The sequence below is a fragment of the Streptomyces sp. NBC_00775 genome, from assembly GCF_036347135.1.
GTDB lineage: Bacteria > Actinomycetota > Actinomycetes > Streptomycetales > Streptomycetaceae > Streptomyces > Streptomyces lutosisoli.
Window position 1 is genome coordinate 4,950,136 of sequence record NZ_CP108938.1, and the last position, 16,797, is coordinate 4,966,932.

Genomic DNA, 16,797 nt, shown 5'->3' on the forward strand with positions numbered 1-16,797 from the left:
CGCCAGAACGGGCACACGCGGCTCAGCGGTACGGATACGCCTCAGGAGCTACGCCGTCAGGACGGCCCCGGGGCGCCCGCACGCTCCTGGTCCTGCCGCCCCGGTCCCGCCGCCCTTCACTTAGCGGGCTCGAGGAACCCCTGCTCCACCAGCAGGCGGATCTGCGCGGGCGTCCGGTCGCGCAGCAACACCGGATCCTCGCCGACCAGTTGGGCGATGGCGTCGAGAATCCGGCCCGCGCTCAGCGTGCCGTCGCACACGCCCGCGAAGCCCGCGCCGACCGTGTCCACCTTGGTGGCCCGGCGCATCCCGCGGTTCTGACGCAGCACCACGTGCTCCGGGTCCTCCGCGCCGGGCAGCCCGACCTGCTCCTGGACGACCTCCGCCACGAGCTTGAAGTGTCCGGCGAGCAGGGCCGCGTCGTCGTGCGCCCGCAGAAAGTCGACGCGGTCGAAGTGCGCGCTCACGGTCTCGCCGAGCGGCTGCTCGACGGGGTGCGGCCACTCCTCGACCGTGATCGAGGGCCGGTCGGCCGCCGCCTTGCGCAGGGTGATCCAGCCGAAGCCGACCGCCTTCACCTTGCGCGCCTCGAACTCGTCCAGCCACGCGTCGTACCGCGCCTGGTAGGCCGCCGGGTCGTCGCGGTGGTCGCCCGCGTCGCGCAGCCACAACTCGGCGTACTGCGTGACGTCCTGGACCTCGCGCTGCACGATCCACGCGTCGCAGCCGCGCGGCACCCAGGAGCGCAGCCGGTCCTGCCAGTCCTCACCCTCCACGTGCTGCCAGTTGGCCAGGAACTGCGCGTATCCCCCTTCGTTCAGTCGGTCCCCCGCCTCCTGAACGAGCGTGCGGCACAGATCGTCCCCGCCCATTCCGCCGTCGCGGTAGGTGAGCCGGGCGCCGGGAGAGATCACGAAGGGCGGGTTCGAGACGATCAGGTCGTACGCCTCGTCGTCCGCGACCGGCTCGAAGAGGGAACCCTCCCGCAGGTCGGCGGCCGGGGCGCCGGAGAGCGCGAGGGTGAGCGCGGTGATGTGCAGCGCGCGGGGGTTCAGGTCGGTCGCGGTCACCCGTGTGGCGTGCTGCGCGGCGTGCAGGGCCTGGATCCCGGAGCCGGTGCCGAGGTCGAGGGCGGAGGAGACGGGCGTACGGACGGTGATGCCGGCGAGGGTCGTGGAGGCCCCGCCCACCCCGAGGACGACGCCTTCCTCCCGGTTGCCGATACCGCCCGCGCCGCCGACGGCGCACCCCAGGTCGGACACGATGAACCAGTCCTCGCCGCCGGGCCCGCCGTACGGCCGGACGTCCGCGGTCGCGGCGACCTCGTCCTCGCCCACCCTGGTCAGCCAGCCGCCCGCCAGACAGTCCTCGACCGGCAGCACGTCCGCCACGCGCGCGAGCGGCACGGGCTGCTGCAGCAGGAACAGCCGTACGAGCGTCTCCAGCGGCGTGTCCCCGCGGGTCGCCCGGAGCGCGGGCACGGTCTCACTGCGCGCCAGCGCCGCGTACGCGGGGGCTCCGAGCAGATCGAGCAGTCCGTCGGCGGTGAAGGAGGCGCCGAGCAGGGCGTCCCGCAGCCGAGCGGCGACGTCGACGCGGTCGGACGAGGGCAACGGTGACAGGCTGGTATGACTCACGCTTCCCATTGTGTCCGCTCCCGCCGGAAGCGACGTGCACCTGTGGACAGGGCCGCCACCTGTGGACGGCGCGCGCCGCGAGCCTCGCGACACCTCCGGCGCAACGCCGAGGGCCCGGCACGCGCGCGTACCGGGCCCTTTTTCGGCTGACCGAAGGATCGCTCCCCCCGGGGCTCAGCCCTGGGAGGCCGACGGAGAACTGGACGTGGACTTGCAGCTCTCCTGCTGCGCCATCGCCTGGCCCACATCCCCCTCCTCAAGCTTCTTCAGGGCGTCGTTCCCGCTCTGGCTCAGCTTGTCGAGCTGGGTCGCGATGCCCTTCAGGCCGTCCGCGAACTTGGCCTGGTCCTTGGTGTCGAGCTCGTCGACCTGCTTCTTCAGGTCGGCGTACGACGCGGAGATGTCGTTGAGCTCCTTGACCGCGTTGGTCTGCTTCGTCTCGCCGTCGGTGACGTCCGGGGCGCCCGCCTTGTCAACGGCGGTGCCGATCGCCTTGTAGGCGTCGGACATGTCCTGGAAGGCCTGTGCGTCCGTCTTCTGGACAGCTTCCGGCGTGCTGTTGTCCGAGGTCTCCTTCTGGATCGCGGCGTTGGCGGCCTCGATCTTCTTGGCCTGCGGCTGCACCGCGTCGCAGACCTCCTTGGCCCAGGAGTTCAGCTTGTCGCTGTTGCCGTTGTCGCTGCTGCATCCCGACAGCGCCAGTACCAGTACCGCACCGCCGGACAGTGCGGCCGCGAGCTTCTTGTTCACCGGATTGGTCCCTTCCATGGCTCTCGGCCCCGGAACATACACGCCAAGTGGGCGACATCCGCATTCCGAATGTCCATTAAGACCACTATTGAAGCCATTTGCACCAAGCGAGAGAAGGCTCACGAAGAGGGTGTGAACACACACAGGGCGGGCGCACGACGCATCAATACACGCCGTACGCCCGCCCGTTGACCGGCACCTGACCGGCCATGGAACCCGAGAGCTACGAAACCACCGCAGGGTCAGCCGACTTGGCCACCCTTTCCGCGTTGTCCTCGTCACCCACGGCGATCCCGCGCCGCTTGGAGATGTACACCGCGCCCACGATCACGAGGATCGCGAGGACGGCGATGACCACCCGTAGACCGACGTTCTTGTCGTCGCCGTACGAGAACTTGACGATCGCCGGCGCGATCAGCAGCGACACCAGGTTCATCACCTTCAGCAGCGGGTTGATGGCGGGTCCCGCGGTGTCCTTGAACGGGTCGCCGACCGTGTCGCCGATCACCGTCGCGGCGTGGGCCTCGCTGCCCTTGCCGCCGTGGTGGCCGTCCTCGACGAGTTTCTTCGCGTTGTCCCACGCACCACCGGAGTTGGCGAGGAAGACCGCCATCAGCGTGCCGGTGCCGATCGCACCCGCGAGGAACGAGCCGAGCGCGCCGACCCCGAGCGTGAACCCGATCGCGATCGGGGTGAGAACGGCGAGCAGGCCGGGCGTGGCGAGTTCGCGCAGCGCGTCCTTGGTGCAGATGTCGACGACGCGCCCGTATTCGGGCTTCTCGGTGTAGTCCATGATCCCGGGGTGCTCGCGGAACTGCCGCCGCACCTCGTAGACCACGGCCCCGGCGGACCGCGAGACCGCGTTGATCGCGAGCCCCGAGAAGAGGAAGACGACCGCGGCGCCCGCGATGAGACCCACCAGGTTGTTGGGCTGTGAGATGTCCATCATCAGGTTCATCGGCGCGCCCGCCCCGGAGAGCTTCTCGCCCACGTCGTCCGCGGCCGTGGTGATCGCGTCACGGTACGAGCCGAAGAGCGCCGAGGCCGCGAGGACGGCCGTGGCGATGGCGATGCCCTTGGTGATGGCCTTGGTGGTGTTGCCGACGGCGTCCAGGTCGGTGAGCACCTGAGCGCCCGCGCCCGTGACGTCGCCGGACATCTCGGCGATGCCCTGCGCGTTGTCGGAGACCGGACCGAAGGTGTCCATGGCGACGATGACACCGACCGTGGTGAGCAGGCCGGTACCGGCCAGGGCGACCGCGAAGAGCGCCAGCATGATCGACGTACCGCCGAGCAGAAACGCCCCGTACACGCCGAGGCCGATCAACAGGGCGGTGTAGACGGCCGATTCGAGACCCACGGAGATACCGGCGAGGACGACGGTGGCCGCACCGGTGAGCGAGGTCTTGCCGATGTCCCGTACGGGACGGCGGGTGGTCTCGGTGAAATAGCCGGTCAGCTGCTGGATCAGCGCGGCCAGCACGATGCCGATCGCGACGGCGACCAGCGCGAGGATCCGCGGGTCGCCGCCCTTGGCCTTGATCGCCACGTCCGTGACACCGTCCAGATCGGCGTACGTCGCCGGGAGGTAGATGTAGACGGCCGCGGCCACCAGTGCCAGCGAGATCACCGCGGAGATGAAGAAACCGCGGTTGATCGCGGACATGCCGCTGCGGTCGGAGCGCCGGGGCGCCACCGCGAAGATGCCCACCATCGCGGTGAGTACGCCGATCGCGGGCACGATCAGCGGGAACGCGAGCCCGGAGTCGCCGAACGCCGCCTTGCCGAGGATCAGCGCGGCGACGAGCGTGACGGCGTACGACTCGAAGAGGTCGGCCGCCATGCCCGCGCAGTCGCCGACGTTGTCGCCCACGTTGTCGGCGATGGTCGCGGCATTGCGCGGATCGTCCTCCGGAATGCCCTGCTCGACCTTGCCGACCAGGTCGGCGCCGACGTCGGCGGCCTTGGTGAAGATGCCGCCGCCGACACGCATGAACATGGCGATCAGCGCGGCGCCGAGACCGAAGCCCTCCAGGACCTTCGGCGCGTTGGCCGCGTACACCAGCACCACACAGGAGGCGCCCAGCAGACCGAGCCCCACCGTGAACATGCCGACGACGCCGCCCGTGCGGAAAGCGATCTTCATGGCTTTGTGCGAGACGGCGGTGAGATCCTTTTCGGGCTCACCCTCCGCCGGGGTCGCTTCCCGTGCCGCGGCGGCCACGCGGACATTGCTGCGTACGGCGAGCCACATACCGATATAGCCGGTGGTCGCCGAGAACACCGCGCCGATCAAGAAGAAGATCGATCGGCCGGCGCGCTGATTCCAGTCGTCCGCGGGGAGCAGCATGAGCAGGAAGAACACCACGGCGGCGAATGCGGCGAGCGTGCGCATCTGCCGTCCCAGGTAGGCATTCGCGCCCTCCTGGATCGCCGTCGCGATCTTCTTCATGCTGTCGGTGCCCTCGCCCGCCGCGAGGACCTGGCGCACCAGGACCCCGGCGACCGCGAGCGCGGCCAGCGCGACGACTCCGATGACCATGATGATGAGACGGTTGTCGTCCGTCAGTACTGCGGCTGCGAAGGTTGTGGGTTGGTCAAACTGATGAGGGGTAGAAAGCCCCGCCATTCGTCCTCCTTGACGCCTGTGCTGAGCTCAAGATGTGGACGGATTGTAGGTACCGGAACCTGATCAAAACAGTGCGCGGTAAACGGAATTAGCCTTCACATGCTCTTCAGCAAATGATCGACGGGTGTCCATGGAACCCGAAAGAGGTAATGCCCCAAAAGCGTTGACGCATGATCAAATTATCGCGTGATTGATCGTGAATCAATTCACGAAAAGGCGGGCGCGTGGGCGTCGCACACAAAAAGGGCCCTGCTGAGCAGGGCCCTTCGGGTTTTTCGCGAGGATGAGGTCGGGACGCGGTCAGGGAGCGAGCGTGGCCGGCGGCGTGGTCGGCCAGCTCATCCTGATCAGTCCGCCGTTCTCCCCGGCCGTGACTTCCACGTCGTCGACGAGGCCGCTGATGACCGCGAGGCCCATCTCGTCCTCTTCGGTCTCCGCGTCCGAATCTCCTCGGGAGGAACCGGACACCGTCTCACCCGGCGCCGTTCGCGGCGCCTCGTCGCCGACCTCGATGGAGAACTGCTTCTCCTCCTCGGTCAGCGTCACCCGCACCGGCGCCGAGGTGCCGCTGCTCTGGTGAAGTCCGACGGCACGGCTGCAGGCCTCACCGACGGCGAGTCTGACCTCGTCGAGTACGGCCTCGTCCACTCCGGCCCTGCGCGCCACCGCCGCCGCCACCAGCCGGGCGGTCCTGACGTGCTCGGGCAGCGCGCTGAAGCGGAGCTCAACGGTGGCCATGCATCCCCCTCAGACTACGGGCGTGCTGTCAGGGGACCGGGCCGTGAGCCCAGTCCCCCCAACTTCTGCGAACCCGGGCCCACGGCCCGGGGAGACTGGTGGTCAGTCGGTGGCGTTGACCGCCTCCTCCACCGAGGTGTGGATCGGGAACACCTTGGTGAGACCGGTAATACGGAAGATCTTCAGAATGCGCTCCTGGTTGCAGACCAGTCGCAGCGAGCCCTCATGGGCACGTACACGCTTCAGGCCGCCCACCAGTACGCCGAGCCCGGTGGAGTCGAGGAAATCCACGCCCTCCATGTCGACGACAAGGTGGAAACTGCCGTCGTTCACCAGCTCGACCAGCTGCTCGCGCAGCTTGGGCGCGGTATATACATCGATTTCGCCGCCGACCTCGACGACCGTACGGTCGCCGTTAGGGCCAGACACATTGCGAGTCGACAGGGACAGGTCCACGGATCCTCCAGCACCTTGCTATCGAGCGGTCGCCCCATGGGACACCTCGGCAGAGCCCCCTGGACGGTTCGCCAGCCGCGATGGCATTCAATCACTTACCGGCAGGCGTGCACGACGCCTTGGGCCCATTGTCCGTCACGCCAGTGACACACTCGATGCCGATGGCCAAGAATCACCGATCCGATCGACCCTCGACGGACACCGCTTCCCGCCCCTCGCCGGGCACGGTCCTGGACCGGCTCGCCTCGGGACCGAGCCGGGCTTCGCGCATCACTCATACGGAGCACTTGCCCCCGCGAGAGGGTCGCCATGCCGTGTGGCCCGACCGGATCCGTCCGGAGGTCATCGCCGCGGTGCAGGCCGCGGGAATCGAGCACCCCTGGGCCCACCAGGCACTGGCCGCCGAGCACGCCCTGGACGGCGAGTCGGTGGTCGTCGCCACGGGCACGGCCTCCGGCAAGTCCCTGGCATACCTCGTCCCGGTCCTGACAGCCCTCCTGGACGGCTCCGAGGCCGCGAACGGCCGGGGGGCCACCGCGCTGTACCTGGCCCCCACAAAGGCCCTCGCAGCCGATCAGCTCCGTTCCGTGAAGGAACTTTCACAACCTCTGGGCAATGCCGTACGCCCAGCCGTGTACGACGGGGACACCCCCTTCGAGGAACGCGAATGGGTACGTCAGTACGCCAACTACGTCCTGACCAACCCCGACATGCTGCACCGCGGGATATTGCCCTCCCACCCCCGCTGGTCCTCCTTCCTCCGTGCCCTGAAGTACGTCGTCATCGACGAGTGCCACACCTACCGCGGCGTCTTCGGCTCCCACGTCGCCCAGGTGCTGCGCCGTCTGCGCCGCCTGTGCGCCCGCTACGGCGCCTCACCCGTCTTCCTGCTGGCCTCCGCGACCGCCGCCGAGCCCTCGGTCGCCGCGCGCCGGCTGACCGGTCTCCCGGTCGTCGAGGTCGCGGACGACGCCTCCCCACGCGGGGAACTGGTGTTCGCTCTCTGGGAGCCCCCGCTCACCGAGCTGCACGGCGAAAAGGGTGCACCCGTTCGGCGTACCGCCACCGCCGAGGCGGCCGACCTGCTGACCGACCTGACCGTCCAGGGCATGCGCTCGATCGCCTTCGTACGGTCCCGCCGCGGCGCCGAGCTCATCTCGGTGATCGCCCAGGAACGCCTCGCCGAGGTCGACCGCTCACTGGCCCGGCGCGTGGCCGCGTACCGCGGCGGCTACCTCCCCGAGGAACGCCGCGCCCTGGAACGCGCCCTGCACTCCGGTGAACTCCTCGGCCTCGCCGCCACCACCGCCCTCGAACTCGGCGTCGACATCTCCGGGCTGGACGCCGTCGTCATCGCCGGCTACCCGGGCACCCGCGCGTCCCTGTGGCAGCAGGCCGGCCGCGCGGGACGCTCCGGGCAGGGCGCGCTGGCGATCCTCGTCGCCCGCGACGACCCGCTGGACACGTTCCTCGTCCACCACCCCGAGGCCCTGTTCGACCAACCGGTGGAATCCACCGTCCTCGACCCCGACAACCCGTACGTCCTCGCCCCGCACCTGTGCGCCGCCGCCGCCGAAATCCCGCTCACGGACGACGACCTGGAGCTCTTCGGCCCGGCCACCGCCGGTCTGCTGCCGCAGCTGGAGGCCGCGAAGCTGCTGCGCCGCCGGACGAAGGCCTGGCACTGGACACGCCGGGAGCGGGCCGCCGACCTGACCGACATCCGCGGCGAGGGCGGCAGTCCGGTGCAGATCGTCGAGGACGGGACCGGGCGGCTGCTCGGCACGGTCGACGCCGGCGCCGCGCACACGACGGTCCACGAGGGCGCGGTCCACCTGCACCAGGGCCGTACGTATCTGGTGCGGCACCTGGACCTGGAGGACTCGGTCGCGCTGGTCGAGGAGGCCAACCCGCCCTATTCGACGGTCGCCCGCGACACGACGTCCATCTCCGTCCTGGAGACCGACACCGAAGTCCCCTGGGGCGAGGGCCGGTTGTGCTACGGCTCCGTCGAAGTCACCAACCAAGTCGTCTCCTTCCTGCGTCGACGTGTCATCACCGGTGAAGTACTGGGCGAGACGAAACTCGACCTCCCTCCTCGTACGCTCCGTACGCGTGCCGTGTGGTGGACGGTCACCGAGGACCAGCTGGACGCGGCCCGGATCAACCCTGAGATCCTCGGCGGCGCCCTGCACGCCGCCGAGCACGCGTCGATCGGCATGCTGCCGCTCTTCGCCACCTGCGACCGCTGGGACATCGGCGGCGTCTCCATCCCCCTCCACCCGGACACGCTGCTGCCCACCGTCTTCGTGTACGACGGCCACCCGGGCGGCGCCGGATTCGCCGAACGCGCCTTCCACACCGCCCGCGCCTGGCTCACCGCCACCCGTCAGGCCATCGCCTCCTGCGAGTGCGACGCCGGCTGCCCGTCCTGCATCCAGTCCCCCAAGTGCGGCAACGGGAACGATCCGTTGCACAAGCGGGGAGCCGTACGGCTGCTCACGGAGTTGCTGCGGGCCGCACCAGAGGACTGAGCGCCGGTGCAGGGTCCGGGTCCGGGTCCGGGTCCGGGTCCGGGTCCGGGTCCGCCCACGGTGGACCGAGCGCTGATGGCGGCTCCGGGACCGCCCACGGTGGACCGGCGGGCGGGCCGGCCTTAACCGGATCCGTAAGTCCCGCCGAGCCGGCCTCAAGCGGACCCGTAGATCTCGCCAAGCCGGCACCAAGCGGACCCGTGGGTCCCGCCGAGCCGGTATCAGCCGACCCGGCAGCTCCCGCCCCGGTAACTCCCGCTCCGCCGGGTTCGACCGGTCCCGCGGGTCCCGCCCTCGATCTGACCTCCGCGGCCAACGGCCCCCTGCCCGACGCCGCCGTCACGTCCGAGATCTCGCCCTCGACCGCGCACCGCACGAGTCGCGCGCGCTGGGCCCGTGCCACCCGGTCCGCCTCGGCGCAGGCCGCGGTCGCGCCGTCCGCCCAGTGATCCGCCGCGGCGAGTGCCGCCAAGTCGGCCGCGCCCGCGGCGCGATGGCGGACCACGACCGCCTGCCCCATGGCCAGGACCGCCCCGAACACGACGCACAGCACGGCGATCGCCCCGACGGTCCAGACGGTCGCCGAACCTCTTTCCGAGGACAGGGTCCGCACGGTGCGCCACCTGCCCCAATGGGCCCTCCACGCAAGGAGCTCGCGCCTCCAGCCCGTCATCCGCCGACCACCCCCACCGTCTCCTCCGCCAGCGCCACGGCCTCGTCGCTCAGCTCCATGGAGAGCGCGCCCGGGCCCGGCGCATGCGCGGTGACCGTCACCCGGACCAGGTCGTCCTCCCGGCTCACGGTGACCCTCGCGCCGCGGGGTGCCGCCCGGCGGGTCGTCGCCAGGACCGTGTCGGGCGGATCCTGGCGTGCCGCCGCGCGGGCGCCCGCCCTCGCCGCGTCCACGCACTGGATCTGCGCGGACGCGGCGAGCAGGGCCCAGACCAGCGCCATTCCGACGAGCACCAGCGAGGGCAGCACCACGGCGGCCTCGGCGGTCACGAACCCACGGTCCCGACCGGCAGCCCCGCGCCGGGGCGCCCGTTCACATCTGGACATCGAGCGCCCGCCCCACGATGCCCTGCAGTTCCTCGCCGACCTGCCCGCTCGTCACCACCTTGTAGAGCGCGGCCGCGAAGGCCACCGCCGCGAGAACTCCCACCGCGTACTCGGAGGTGACCATTCCCGCGTCCCTCCGCGCCGCCAGACCGAGCATCCACGCCCGCATCCGTGCACGTCCCCGCACCACACTTCGTACCGTCCCGCTCATTTCAACCCCCGTAAGGTTCAACCCTGTTGATCGCTTGTCGTGCACCACATGCCGTCGCCGTCTCCCGTCATCCGCCTCCTCCCGCCAGCAACCCGTCCGCCAGCCCGATCACCACGGGCAGTACGCCGATCGCGATGAAGGCGGGCAGAAAACACAGCCCCACGGGCGCGGTGACCATGACGGCCGCGCGACGTGCTCGCGCCGTCGCGGTGCGCCCCCACTCGGCGCGGGCCTCCGCGGCGAGCCGCCCGACCGGCACGGCCGCCGGTACGCCCGACTCGCCCGCCCGCTCCAGCAGCCGCGCCAACGCCCGCGCACCCGGTATCGACGCCAACCTCCGCCATGCCTCGGCCGGTTCACCGCCGAGCCGCACCTCCGCCGCGCCCCGCGCCAGCCGCTCCCCCACCGGCCCGCCCAGGGCTTCGCCCACGGCCCGGGCCGCCACCACGGGACCCGCCCCGGCCGCGATACAGGCGGCCACCAGGTCGGCGGCGAGCGGGAGTTGCCGCGCGGCCCGCGCCGTGTCGTACTCCTCCACCGGCGCGGATCGCCGCCTACGCCACAGCCAGACCCCGAACCCGGCCGCCGCCCCCACCAGAACCCCGGCAGGACCGCCGACCAGCACCCAGCCGGCCGACACCGCACCCGCCACCGGCAGCCACCGCCGCACCACGCTCCGGACCTCGAAGCGCCGTCGCTCCGAACGCGCCGTCTCCAAGGCCAGCAGTTCCGCCAGCCTTCTGCGCGCCTGCCGCTCGCGCCGCACCGCGCCGAGCGACTGGACCAGCCACCCGAGCGCCAGCGCCCCGCACACCACCGCCCCCAGCCTGTGGACAACCTCGGCGCTCATACCGCCTCCGCTCCTCTCACGATCCGCAGCGCCCACCACAGCCCGATGCCCTCCAGCACCCCGCCGACCAGCAGACAGCCCAGGCCGGCGCCGGTGTGCAGCAGCACGTGCAGCGGATCGGCGCCCAGCGCGGTGCCGAGCAGCAGCCCCAGGACCGGCAGGCCCGCGAGCATCACCGCCGTGGACCGTGATCCGGCCAACTGGGCGCGCAAATCGGCTCTTTGGTCTCGCTCCGCGCGCAACGCCCCCTCCAGCCGGTCGAGTCCCGCCGCCAGCCCGGCACCCCGGTCCACCGCCACGCGCCAGCACGCGGCGAGTCCCACCAGTCCGTCGGCCCCCGGCTGCCGTGCCGCGTCGGTGAGCGCGCCCGGCACATCGCCGCCGAACCGCGCCGCCGCGAGCACCACCGCCTGTGCCTCGCCGAGCCCGCCCGAGTCGCGCGCGGCCCTGCGCAGCGCCTCGCCGGGCTGCCGACCGGCCCGCACCTCCCCGGCCAGGGCTCCGCACAGGGCGATCACCGCATCGCCCCGGCGCTCCCGTCCGCGCCGCGCCTCTCCGGCCCGCCGCACCCGCCCGAACAGCGGCACTCCCGCCACCCCTAGGAGCAGCGGCACCACGGACGCGCCCAGCAGCGCGATCACCAACCCGGCGACCACAGACCACCCTTCGGCCCGCAGCCGCCCGCGCACCCGCCGCCAGCCGACGAGCGCCCGCTCCCACGACGGCGGTCCGTTCGCCTTCACCCCGCCGCCCGCGCACAGCAACCGCGCCCTGCGTACCCCCGAATCCCAGCCGCCCATCCACCAGGCGGCCATCCCGGCACACACCACGGCCGCCCCCACCGGCACCTGAGACATCTCACCGATCGCCATGCCACTCCCCGTTTCCATCCCGCCGTCCGATCCCCGTCACAGCCCCCGGCCCCCCTCGGTCCCGTCCCGAAGCAGCCCCCGCAGCCGCTCCCACCCCCGCTCGTACGCGAAGGCCTCGGCGCCCCATCGCAACGCCGGCACCGTGAACACGAGCCCCGACGGATCGCGCTCCAGCACGTGCACCTCGGCGATCCGCCGCCGCCCCGCCCGGTCGCGTACGAGATGCAGGACCACGGACAACGCCGCCGCCAACTGGCTGTGCAGGGCGGCCCGGTCGAGCCCGGCGGCGGTGCCCAGTGCCTCCAGGCGGGCCGGGACCTGTGCTGCCGCGTTCGCGTGCACCGTGCCGCAGCCGCCCTCATGGCCGGTGTTCAGCGCGGCCAGCAGGGACACGACCTCGGGCCCGCGCACCTCGCCGACGACCAGCCGGTCCGGTCTCATCCGCAGGGCCTGACGGACAAGGTCCTGCAACGCGACCAGCCCGACTCCCTCCTGGTTGGCCGGGCGCCCCTCCAGGCGCACCACATGGGGATGGTCCGGCCGCAGTTCCGCCGAGTCCTCGGCGAGCACGATCCGCTCCCCGGGACCGACCAGGCCCAGCAGCGCACTCAGCAGCGTCGTCTTGCCGGAGCCCGTGCCCCCGCTGATCAGGAAGGACAGCCGGGCGTCCAGCAGGGCTCGCAGCACCCGGTCCCCTCCCGGCGGCACCGTCCCCGCCGCCACCAACTCGTCGAGCGTGAACGCACGCGGCCGTACGACCCTCAGCGACAGACAGGTGGAGCCGACGGCGACCGGGGGCAGCACCGCGTGCAGGCGTGTCCCGTCCGGAAGCCGAGCGTCCACCCAGGGGCGGGCGTCGTCGAGCCGTCGTCCGGCCACGGCGGCGAGGCGCTGCGCGAGGCGTCGTACGGCTGCCGCGTCCGGAAAGGAGACGGCCGTCAGCTCCAGGCCACCGCCCCGGTCCACCCACACCCGGTCCGGCGCGGACACCAGCACATCGGTCACGCAAGGGTCGGCGAGCAGCGGTTCCAGCGGGCCGCTGCCGACCAGCTCGGAGCGCAACCGCTCGGCCGCGCCGAGGACTTCGGCGTCCCCGAGCACACGCCCCTGCTCGCGCAACGCCTGCGCCACGCGCGCGGGGGTCGGTTCGGAGCCGCTCTCGGCGAGCCATTGCCGTACGCCGTCCAGCAGTCCGGTCGGCCCGTCCGGCGTACCCGCGTGCGCGTCCCACGAACCTGTACGTCCTTCCAGCCCCGCGCCGCAGTCCGTCCCCGTGGCGGGATCCCAGCTCATACGCCCCCGCCTTCCACCGGGACCCGGTCCCAGAACGCCGCGCAGAACCGGGCGAGCGGCCCCCGCACCGCTCCTCCGGGCGGTGAGCCACCGTCCAACGGCGGGTGTTCGGCGGGCACTTCGCCCACCAGGGGCAGCCCGAGCAGGCGGGCCACCTCGCGGTCGTCGAGTCCTGGTGCGTAGGGGCCGCGTACCGCGACCCGGAGATCGCGCAGGACCATGCCGACCGCGGACGCCACGCGTCCGGCCGCCGCGATCGAGCGCAGGTCGGCGGGGACCACCAGGAGTCCGAGGTCGAGCTGGGCGAGGGCCTCGGCGACGCCTTCGTCGATGCGGCGGGGCAGGTCCACGACCACCGCGCCGCCACGTCGTCTGGCGGCGGCCAGGACCGCTCGTACGGCTTGCGGGGGAATGGTGACCGAGTCACCGCGATCCCAGCTCAGGACCCGCAGCGCGTGCAGTTCGGGCAGGGACTCCTCCAGGGCGCCGCCGCCGACCCGGCCGCGGGATGCGGCGAACGCCGGCCAGCGCAGGCCTTCGGCAGCCTCTCCGCCGAGGAGTACGTCGAGTCCGCCACCCAGCGGATCCGCGTCCACGAGCAGGGTGCGCCGCCCCTCGCGCGCCGAGGTGACGGCGAGCGCGCAGGCCAGCGTGGAGGCTCCGGACCCGCCACGGCCGCCGAGCACGCCGACGGTGAGGGCGGGCCTGCCGACCCCTTCGGCCACGTCGGCGATGCGGTCGACCAGCCATTGCTCGCCGTCGGGCAGCATCAGGACATGGTCGGCACCGATCTCGACGGCCCGCCGCCAGACGCCGGAATCGTCCTGATCCCGGCCGACCAGCACCACTCCGCGTCGGCGCGCGGCTCCGCGCACACGGCGCGCGGCATCGTCGCCGACCAGTACGAGAGGTGCGGCCTCCCAGCTGCCCCTGCGCTCCGGCACCCCGTGGTGGACCTCTGGCCTGGCGCCCGCCGCGGCGCACAGGCGCAGCAGGTCGTCCAGCAGTTCGGCGTCCTCCGTGACGATCAATGGTCCGCCCTGCCGCCCCTCGGCGGCGGGCGGCCGGTCATGTGTGATGGCTCCCGCCACGATCTCCAGCCCCCTTCGCTGCTTCCTGCGCGGGGCCCGCAGGATCCTCTGCGGACCCGCGATTCCCGCTCGTGTGAAGAACCGGCAACCGGCCTCCATATGAACGGCCGATACGAACCGGCCAAACGCGCTCGACAAACGGAACCGGCCATGAACTTGCCGCGAGGAACTCGCCGCGAGCGGAGCGCGCTGGAATCACGGTGCAGCGAACCCGGAAATCGTGTGGATCTTGGTCGATAACTGTGGACAACTGAGTGGTTGTGAATATCGCCTTCACTCATACCGGTGGCCCCTGTGCGACTTCCGCAGAGCAGCCCTACGGCTACACACAGTGACGGATCATGGGCATGCGAAGAAGGCGGCCACAGCAGTGACGAGAAGGCCCCGAGGCCGCGCAAGAGCGGTGAAAAACCCATCCGGACATGCGACGACCCCCGCCGGGGGGGAGAGCGGGGGTCGTCCCCACGGTCCGACTCGGGGGGGGAGGAGCCAGACCGGGTTAGCACGGTCGCGAACGATCCGTGACTTCCATGGTGTACCCGAGAGCCCTCTCAGGCAAACCCACACGCCCCACACTAGCCCGAATGGTGTCCGCCTATGCTCGGGCACGTGGAAAACCACTCCTTGCCTCGCACAGCAGCCTTCTTTGACCTGGACAAGACGGTCATTGCGAAGTCGAGCACGCTCACGTTCAGCAAGTCGTTCTACCAAGGCGGGCTGATCAACCGCAGGGCCGCCTTGCGTACCGCATATGCCCAGTTCGTGTTCCTGGCGGGCGGCGCCGACCATGACCAGATGGAGCGGATGCGCAAGTACCTGTCCGCGATGTGCCGCGGCTGGAACGTCCAGCAGGTCAAGGAGATCGTCGCCGAGACGCTGCACGATCTGATCGACCCGATCATCTACGACGAGGCCGCATCCCTCATCGAGGAGCACCACACCGCCGGGCGCGACGTCGTGATCGTGTCCACGTCCGGAGCCGAGGTGGTCGAGCCGATCGGCGAACTGCTCGGCGCGGACCGCGTGGTGGCGACCCGCATGATCGTGGGCGAGGACGGCTGCTTCACGGGCGAAGTGGAGTACTACGCGTACGGACCGACGAAAGCGGAAGCGATCAAGGAGCTGGCCGCGTCCGAGGGGTACGACCTGTCGCGCTGCTATGCCTACAGCGACTCGGCGACCGACGTCCCGATGCTGGAGTCCGTCGGGTACCCCCACGCGGTGAATCCGGACCGCGCGCTGCGCCGCGAGGCACTCGCCCGCTCGTGGCCGATTCTGGACTTCCACCGCCCGGTCCGGCTCAAGCAGCGGCTGCCCACACTGTCGGTACCGCCCCGTCCGGCGCTAGTCGCGGCGGCCGCGATAGGGGCGGCGGCGGCCACGGCGGGGCTCGTCTGGTACGCGAGTCGGCGGCGCGCGACGGTGATCTGATCACGTCACACCTGCGCGTGCGGCGCACTCCCGCCCGGTTGGTTCACGTTTGAACCTAAAAGTAAAGAAGTGCAGTCAGGGGTTCCGCTTCCTCCGGACCTGGAGTACAAAGAAGTTAACGGCCCGCGAGACCAAGGACATCCGAGAGGATCACCTTTAACCGCAACCAAGGCCCCACGGACCGCGCATGAACACTGGGCACCCACGCGACGTCGACCCGTCGATTACGGGCCAGCCGCACCAGGTTACGGGCAGCAGTTCCCGACCTGATGGGCAAATTTCGAGGACGCTTGGTAACGCGGTGAGCATGCCAGCGGCGGTACGAGACCTCGTACCGCCGCAACCCTGTTCAGGGAGTTTTCCGCCCTCTTAGTAGAGGGCGATTTTCTTGTGGGGGGGGCGATTTGCGAGCCCCTTACGCCGCCCCGCGCTGAAGCGCCTCGCAGACGGCCGCCGACTCCCTGGCCCCCAGCTCAACCGCCTTGCCGCAGTGGGCGATCCAGGCCGCCATGCCCTCCGGAGTACCGGAGGCATAGCCCTCCAGGGCAGCCACGTAGGCCGCGCGGCCGAGTTCGGCGTGACCGACCTCCGCCGGGCAGATGGACTTCGGGTCGAGTCCACTGCCGATGAGAACAATGCGCTCGGCCGCGCGCGCGACCAGGCCGTTGTGGGAGCCGAAGGGGCGCAGGGCGAGCAGTTCGCCGTGGACGACGGCCGCCGTCACCAGCGCGGGGGCCGAACCTCCCGCGATGATCAGCTGCGAGAGGCCCTCAAGACGGCCGGCCACCTCGTTCGCGTCCGGCAGGGGCAGCTCGACGAGGGGCTCGTCGACCGGTTCGCCGTTCAGCCGCGGCCGGCCGACCTCGTCGCCCTTGTCCGCGGCTGCCACCAGATGCAGCCGGGCCAGTACCCGAAGCGGCGACTGCCGCCAGATGGAGAGGAGTTGGCCCGCCTCCGCAGTCAGCCGCAGGGCCGCGCCGACCGTACGGGCCTCGTCGTCGCCGCTGAAATCGGTGCGGCGGCGCACCTCTTCGAGGGCCCAGTCGGCACCGGACAGCGCCGCGGAACCGCGTGCGCCGCGCAGCGCCGCCTCGGACGTGATCTCGTTGCTCCGGCGCCGCATGATCCGGTGGCCGTAGACCCGGTCCACGGCCTTGCGGACGGACTCCACGGATTCGGCCACTCCGGGAAGCGAACCCAGGGCCGCGAGCGGATCGGCGGTCGCGCCTGTCGTACTCATGAGTAC

14 protein-coding genes and 1 pseudogene are annotated in these 16,797 nt (G+C 71.2%); 2 read left to right on the forward strand and 13 right to left on the reverse strand.

Features of this window, described 5'->3' with window-relative positions:
- Positions 1-116 precede the first annotated feature (116 nt).
- The 5 genes from OIC96_RS22070 to bldG form a co-directional block, all read right to left on the reverse strand.
- A complete protein-coding gene (locus OIC96_RS22070) occupies positions 117-1,646 on the reverse strand; it encodes a class I SAM-dependent methyltransferase (RefSeq protein WP_330306171.1) in 1,530 nt (509 codons plus the stop codon).
- A gap of 165 nt (positions 1,647-1,811) precedes the next feature.
- Positions 1,812-2,405, reverse strand: coding sequence for a small secreted protein (locus OIC96_RS22075; protein ID WP_330306170.1), 594 nt, complete (start codon positions 2,403-2,405; stop codon positions 1,812-1,814).
- A 205-nt stretch (positions 2,406-2,610) separates the two neighbouring features.
- Positions 2,611-5,016 (reverse strand): sodium-translocating pyrophosphatase, encoded by a 2,406-nt coding sequence (locus tag OIC96_RS22080; protein ID WP_330306169.1) that lies wholly within the window; start codon positions 5,014-5,016, stop codon positions 2,611-2,613.
- Positions 5,017-5,316: 300 nt separating this feature from the next.
- Complete coding sequence (locus tag OIC96_RS22085) at positions 5,317-5,754, reverse strand: ATP-binding protein (RefSeq protein ID WP_330306168.1); 438 nt, start codon at positions 5,752-5,754, stop codon at positions 5,317-5,319.
- A gap of 102 nt (positions 5,755-5,856) precedes the next feature.
- Positions 5,857-6,210, reverse strand: a complete 354-nt coding sequence (bldG, locus tag OIC96_RS22090) for an anti-sigma factor antagonist BldG (protein ID WP_028799135.1) — start codon at positions 6,208-6,210, stop codon at positions 5,857-5,859.
- Positions 6,211-6,290: 80 nt separating this feature from the next.
- Between bldG and OIC96_RS22095 the strand changes: the two genes are divergently transcribed.
- Entirely contained in the window at positions 6,291-8,744 is a 2,454-nt protein-coding gene (locus OIC96_RS22095; RefSeq protein WP_330306167.1) for a DEAD/DEAH box helicase, read from the forward strand.
- Positions 8,745-9,018: 274 nt separating this feature from the next.
- On the opposite strand, the pseudogene OIC96_RS22100 reads toward OIC96_RS22095, so the two are convergent.
- The 7 genes and pseudogenes from OIC96_RS22100 to ssd form a co-directional block, all read right to left on the reverse strand.
- A pseudogene (locus OIC96_RS22100) lies at positions 9,019-9,417 on the reverse strand (Rv3654c family TadE-like protein); the annotation flags it as partial.
- The gene (locus OIC96_RS22105) at positions 9,414-9,803 is read right to left on the reverse strand and encodes a TadE family type IV pilus minor pilin (RefSeq protein ID WP_330306166.1); all 390 of its coding nucleotides are present in this window, start codon (positions 9,801-9,803) and stop codon (positions 9,414-9,416) included. The pseudogene OIC96_RS22100 and the gene OIC96_RS22105, both read right to left, overlap by 4 nt.
- Positions 9,790-9,972, reverse strand: a complete 183-nt coding sequence (locus tag OIC96_RS22110) for a DUF4244 domain-containing protein (RefSeq protein WP_330310221.1) — start codon at positions 9,970-9,972, stop codon at positions 9,790-9,792. The genes OIC96_RS22105 and OIC96_RS22110 overlap by 14 nt, the downstream gene beginning before the upstream one ends.
- 109 nt (positions 9,973-10,081) lie before the next feature.
- Entirely contained in the window at positions 10,082-10,864 is a 783-nt protein-coding gene (locus OIC96_RS22115; protein ID WP_330306165.1) for a type II secretion system F family protein, read from the reverse strand.
- A complete protein-coding gene (locus OIC96_RS22120) occupies positions 10,861-11,736 on the reverse strand; it encodes a type II secretion system F family protein (protein WP_330306164.1) in 876 nt (291 codons plus the stop codon). The genes OIC96_RS22115 and OIC96_RS22120 overlap by 4 nt, the downstream gene beginning before the upstream one ends.
- A gap of 36 nt (positions 11,737-11,772) precedes the next feature.
- Positions 11,773-13,029: a TadA family conjugal transfer-associated ATPase gene (locus OIC96_RS22125; RefSeq protein WP_330306163.1), complete on the reverse strand. Its 1,257-nt coding sequence runs from the start codon at positions 13,027-13,029 to the stop codon at positions 11,773-11,775.
- Positions 13,026-14,120, reverse strand: coding sequence for a septum site-determining protein Ssd (gene ssd / locus OIC96_RS22130; RefSeq protein ID WP_330306162.1), 1,095 nt, complete (start codon positions 14,118-14,120; stop codon positions 13,026-13,028). Before ssd ends, OIC96_RS22125 begins: the two co-directional genes overlap by 4 nt.
- 597 nt (positions 14,121-14,717) lie before the next feature.
- Between ssd and OIC96_RS22135 the strand changes: the two genes are divergently transcribed.
- Positions 14,718-15,551, forward strand: coding sequence for an HAD family hydrolase (locus OIC96_RS22135; protein WP_330306161.1), 834 nt, complete (start codon positions 14,718-14,720; stop codon positions 15,549-15,551).
- A 415-nt stretch (positions 15,552-15,966) separates the two neighbouring features.
- On the opposite strand, the gene OIC96_RS22140 is transcribed toward OIC96_RS22135, so the two are convergent.
- Positions 15,967-16,791: an oxidoreductase gene (locus tag OIC96_RS22140; protein WP_330306160.1), complete on the reverse strand. Its 825-nt coding sequence runs from the start codon at positions 16,789-16,791 to the stop codon at positions 15,967-15,969.
- Between the last annotated feature and the right edge of the window lie 6 nt (positions 16,792-16,797).

Excerpts from the sequence above, each read along its gene's own strand:
- OIC96_RS22070 (WP_330306171.1), bottom strand. The coding sequence starts at position 1,646 with ATGGGAAGCGTGAGTCATACCAGCCTGTCACCGTTGCCCTCGTCCGAC.
- OIC96_RS22075 (WP_330306170.1), bottom strand. The coding sequence starts at position 2,405 with ATGGAAGGGACCAATCCGGTGAACAAGAAGCTCGCGGCCGCACTGTCC.
- OIC96_RS22080 (WP_330306169.1), bottom strand. The coding sequence starts at position 5,016 with ATGGCGGGGCTTTCTACCCCTCATCAGTTTGACCAACCCACAACCTTC.
- OIC96_RS22085 (WP_330306168.1), bottom strand. The coding sequence starts at position 5,754 with ATGGCCACCGTTGAGCTCCGCTTCAGCGCGCTGCCCGAGCACGTCAGG.
- OIC96_RS22095 (WP_330306167.1), top strand. The coding sequence starts at position 6,291 with ATGGCATTCAATCACTTACCGGCAGGCGTGCACGACGCCTTGGGCCCA.
- OIC96_RS22105 (WP_330306166.1), bottom strand. The coding sequence starts at position 9,803 with ATGTCCAGATGTGAACGGGCGCCCCGGCGCGGGGCTGCCGGTCGGGAC.
- OIC96_RS22110 (WP_330310221.1), bottom strand. The coding sequence starts at position 9,972 with ATGCGGGCGTGGATGCTCGGTCTGGCGGCGCGGAGGGACGCGGGAATG.
- OIC96_RS22115 (WP_330306165.1), bottom strand. The coding sequence starts at position 10,864 with ATGAGCGCCGAGGTTGTCCACAGGCTGGGGGCGGTGGTGTGCGGGGCG.
- OIC96_RS22120 (WP_330306164.1), bottom strand. The coding sequence starts at position 11,736 with ATGGCGATCGGTGAGATGTCTCAGGTGCCGGTGGGGGCGGCCGTGGTG.
- OIC96_RS22125 (WP_330306163.1), bottom strand. The coding sequence starts at position 13,029 with ATGAGCTGGGATCCCGCCACGGGGACGGACTGCGGCGCGGGGCTGGAA.
- OIC96_RS22135 (WP_330306161.1), top strand. The coding sequence starts at position 14,718 with ATGCTCGGGCACGTGGAAAACCACTCCTTGCCTCGCACAGCAGCCTTC.
- OIC96_RS22140 (WP_330306160.1), bottom strand. The coding sequence starts at position 16,791 with ATGAGTACGACAGGCGCGACCGCCGATCCGCTCGCGGCCCTGGGTTCG.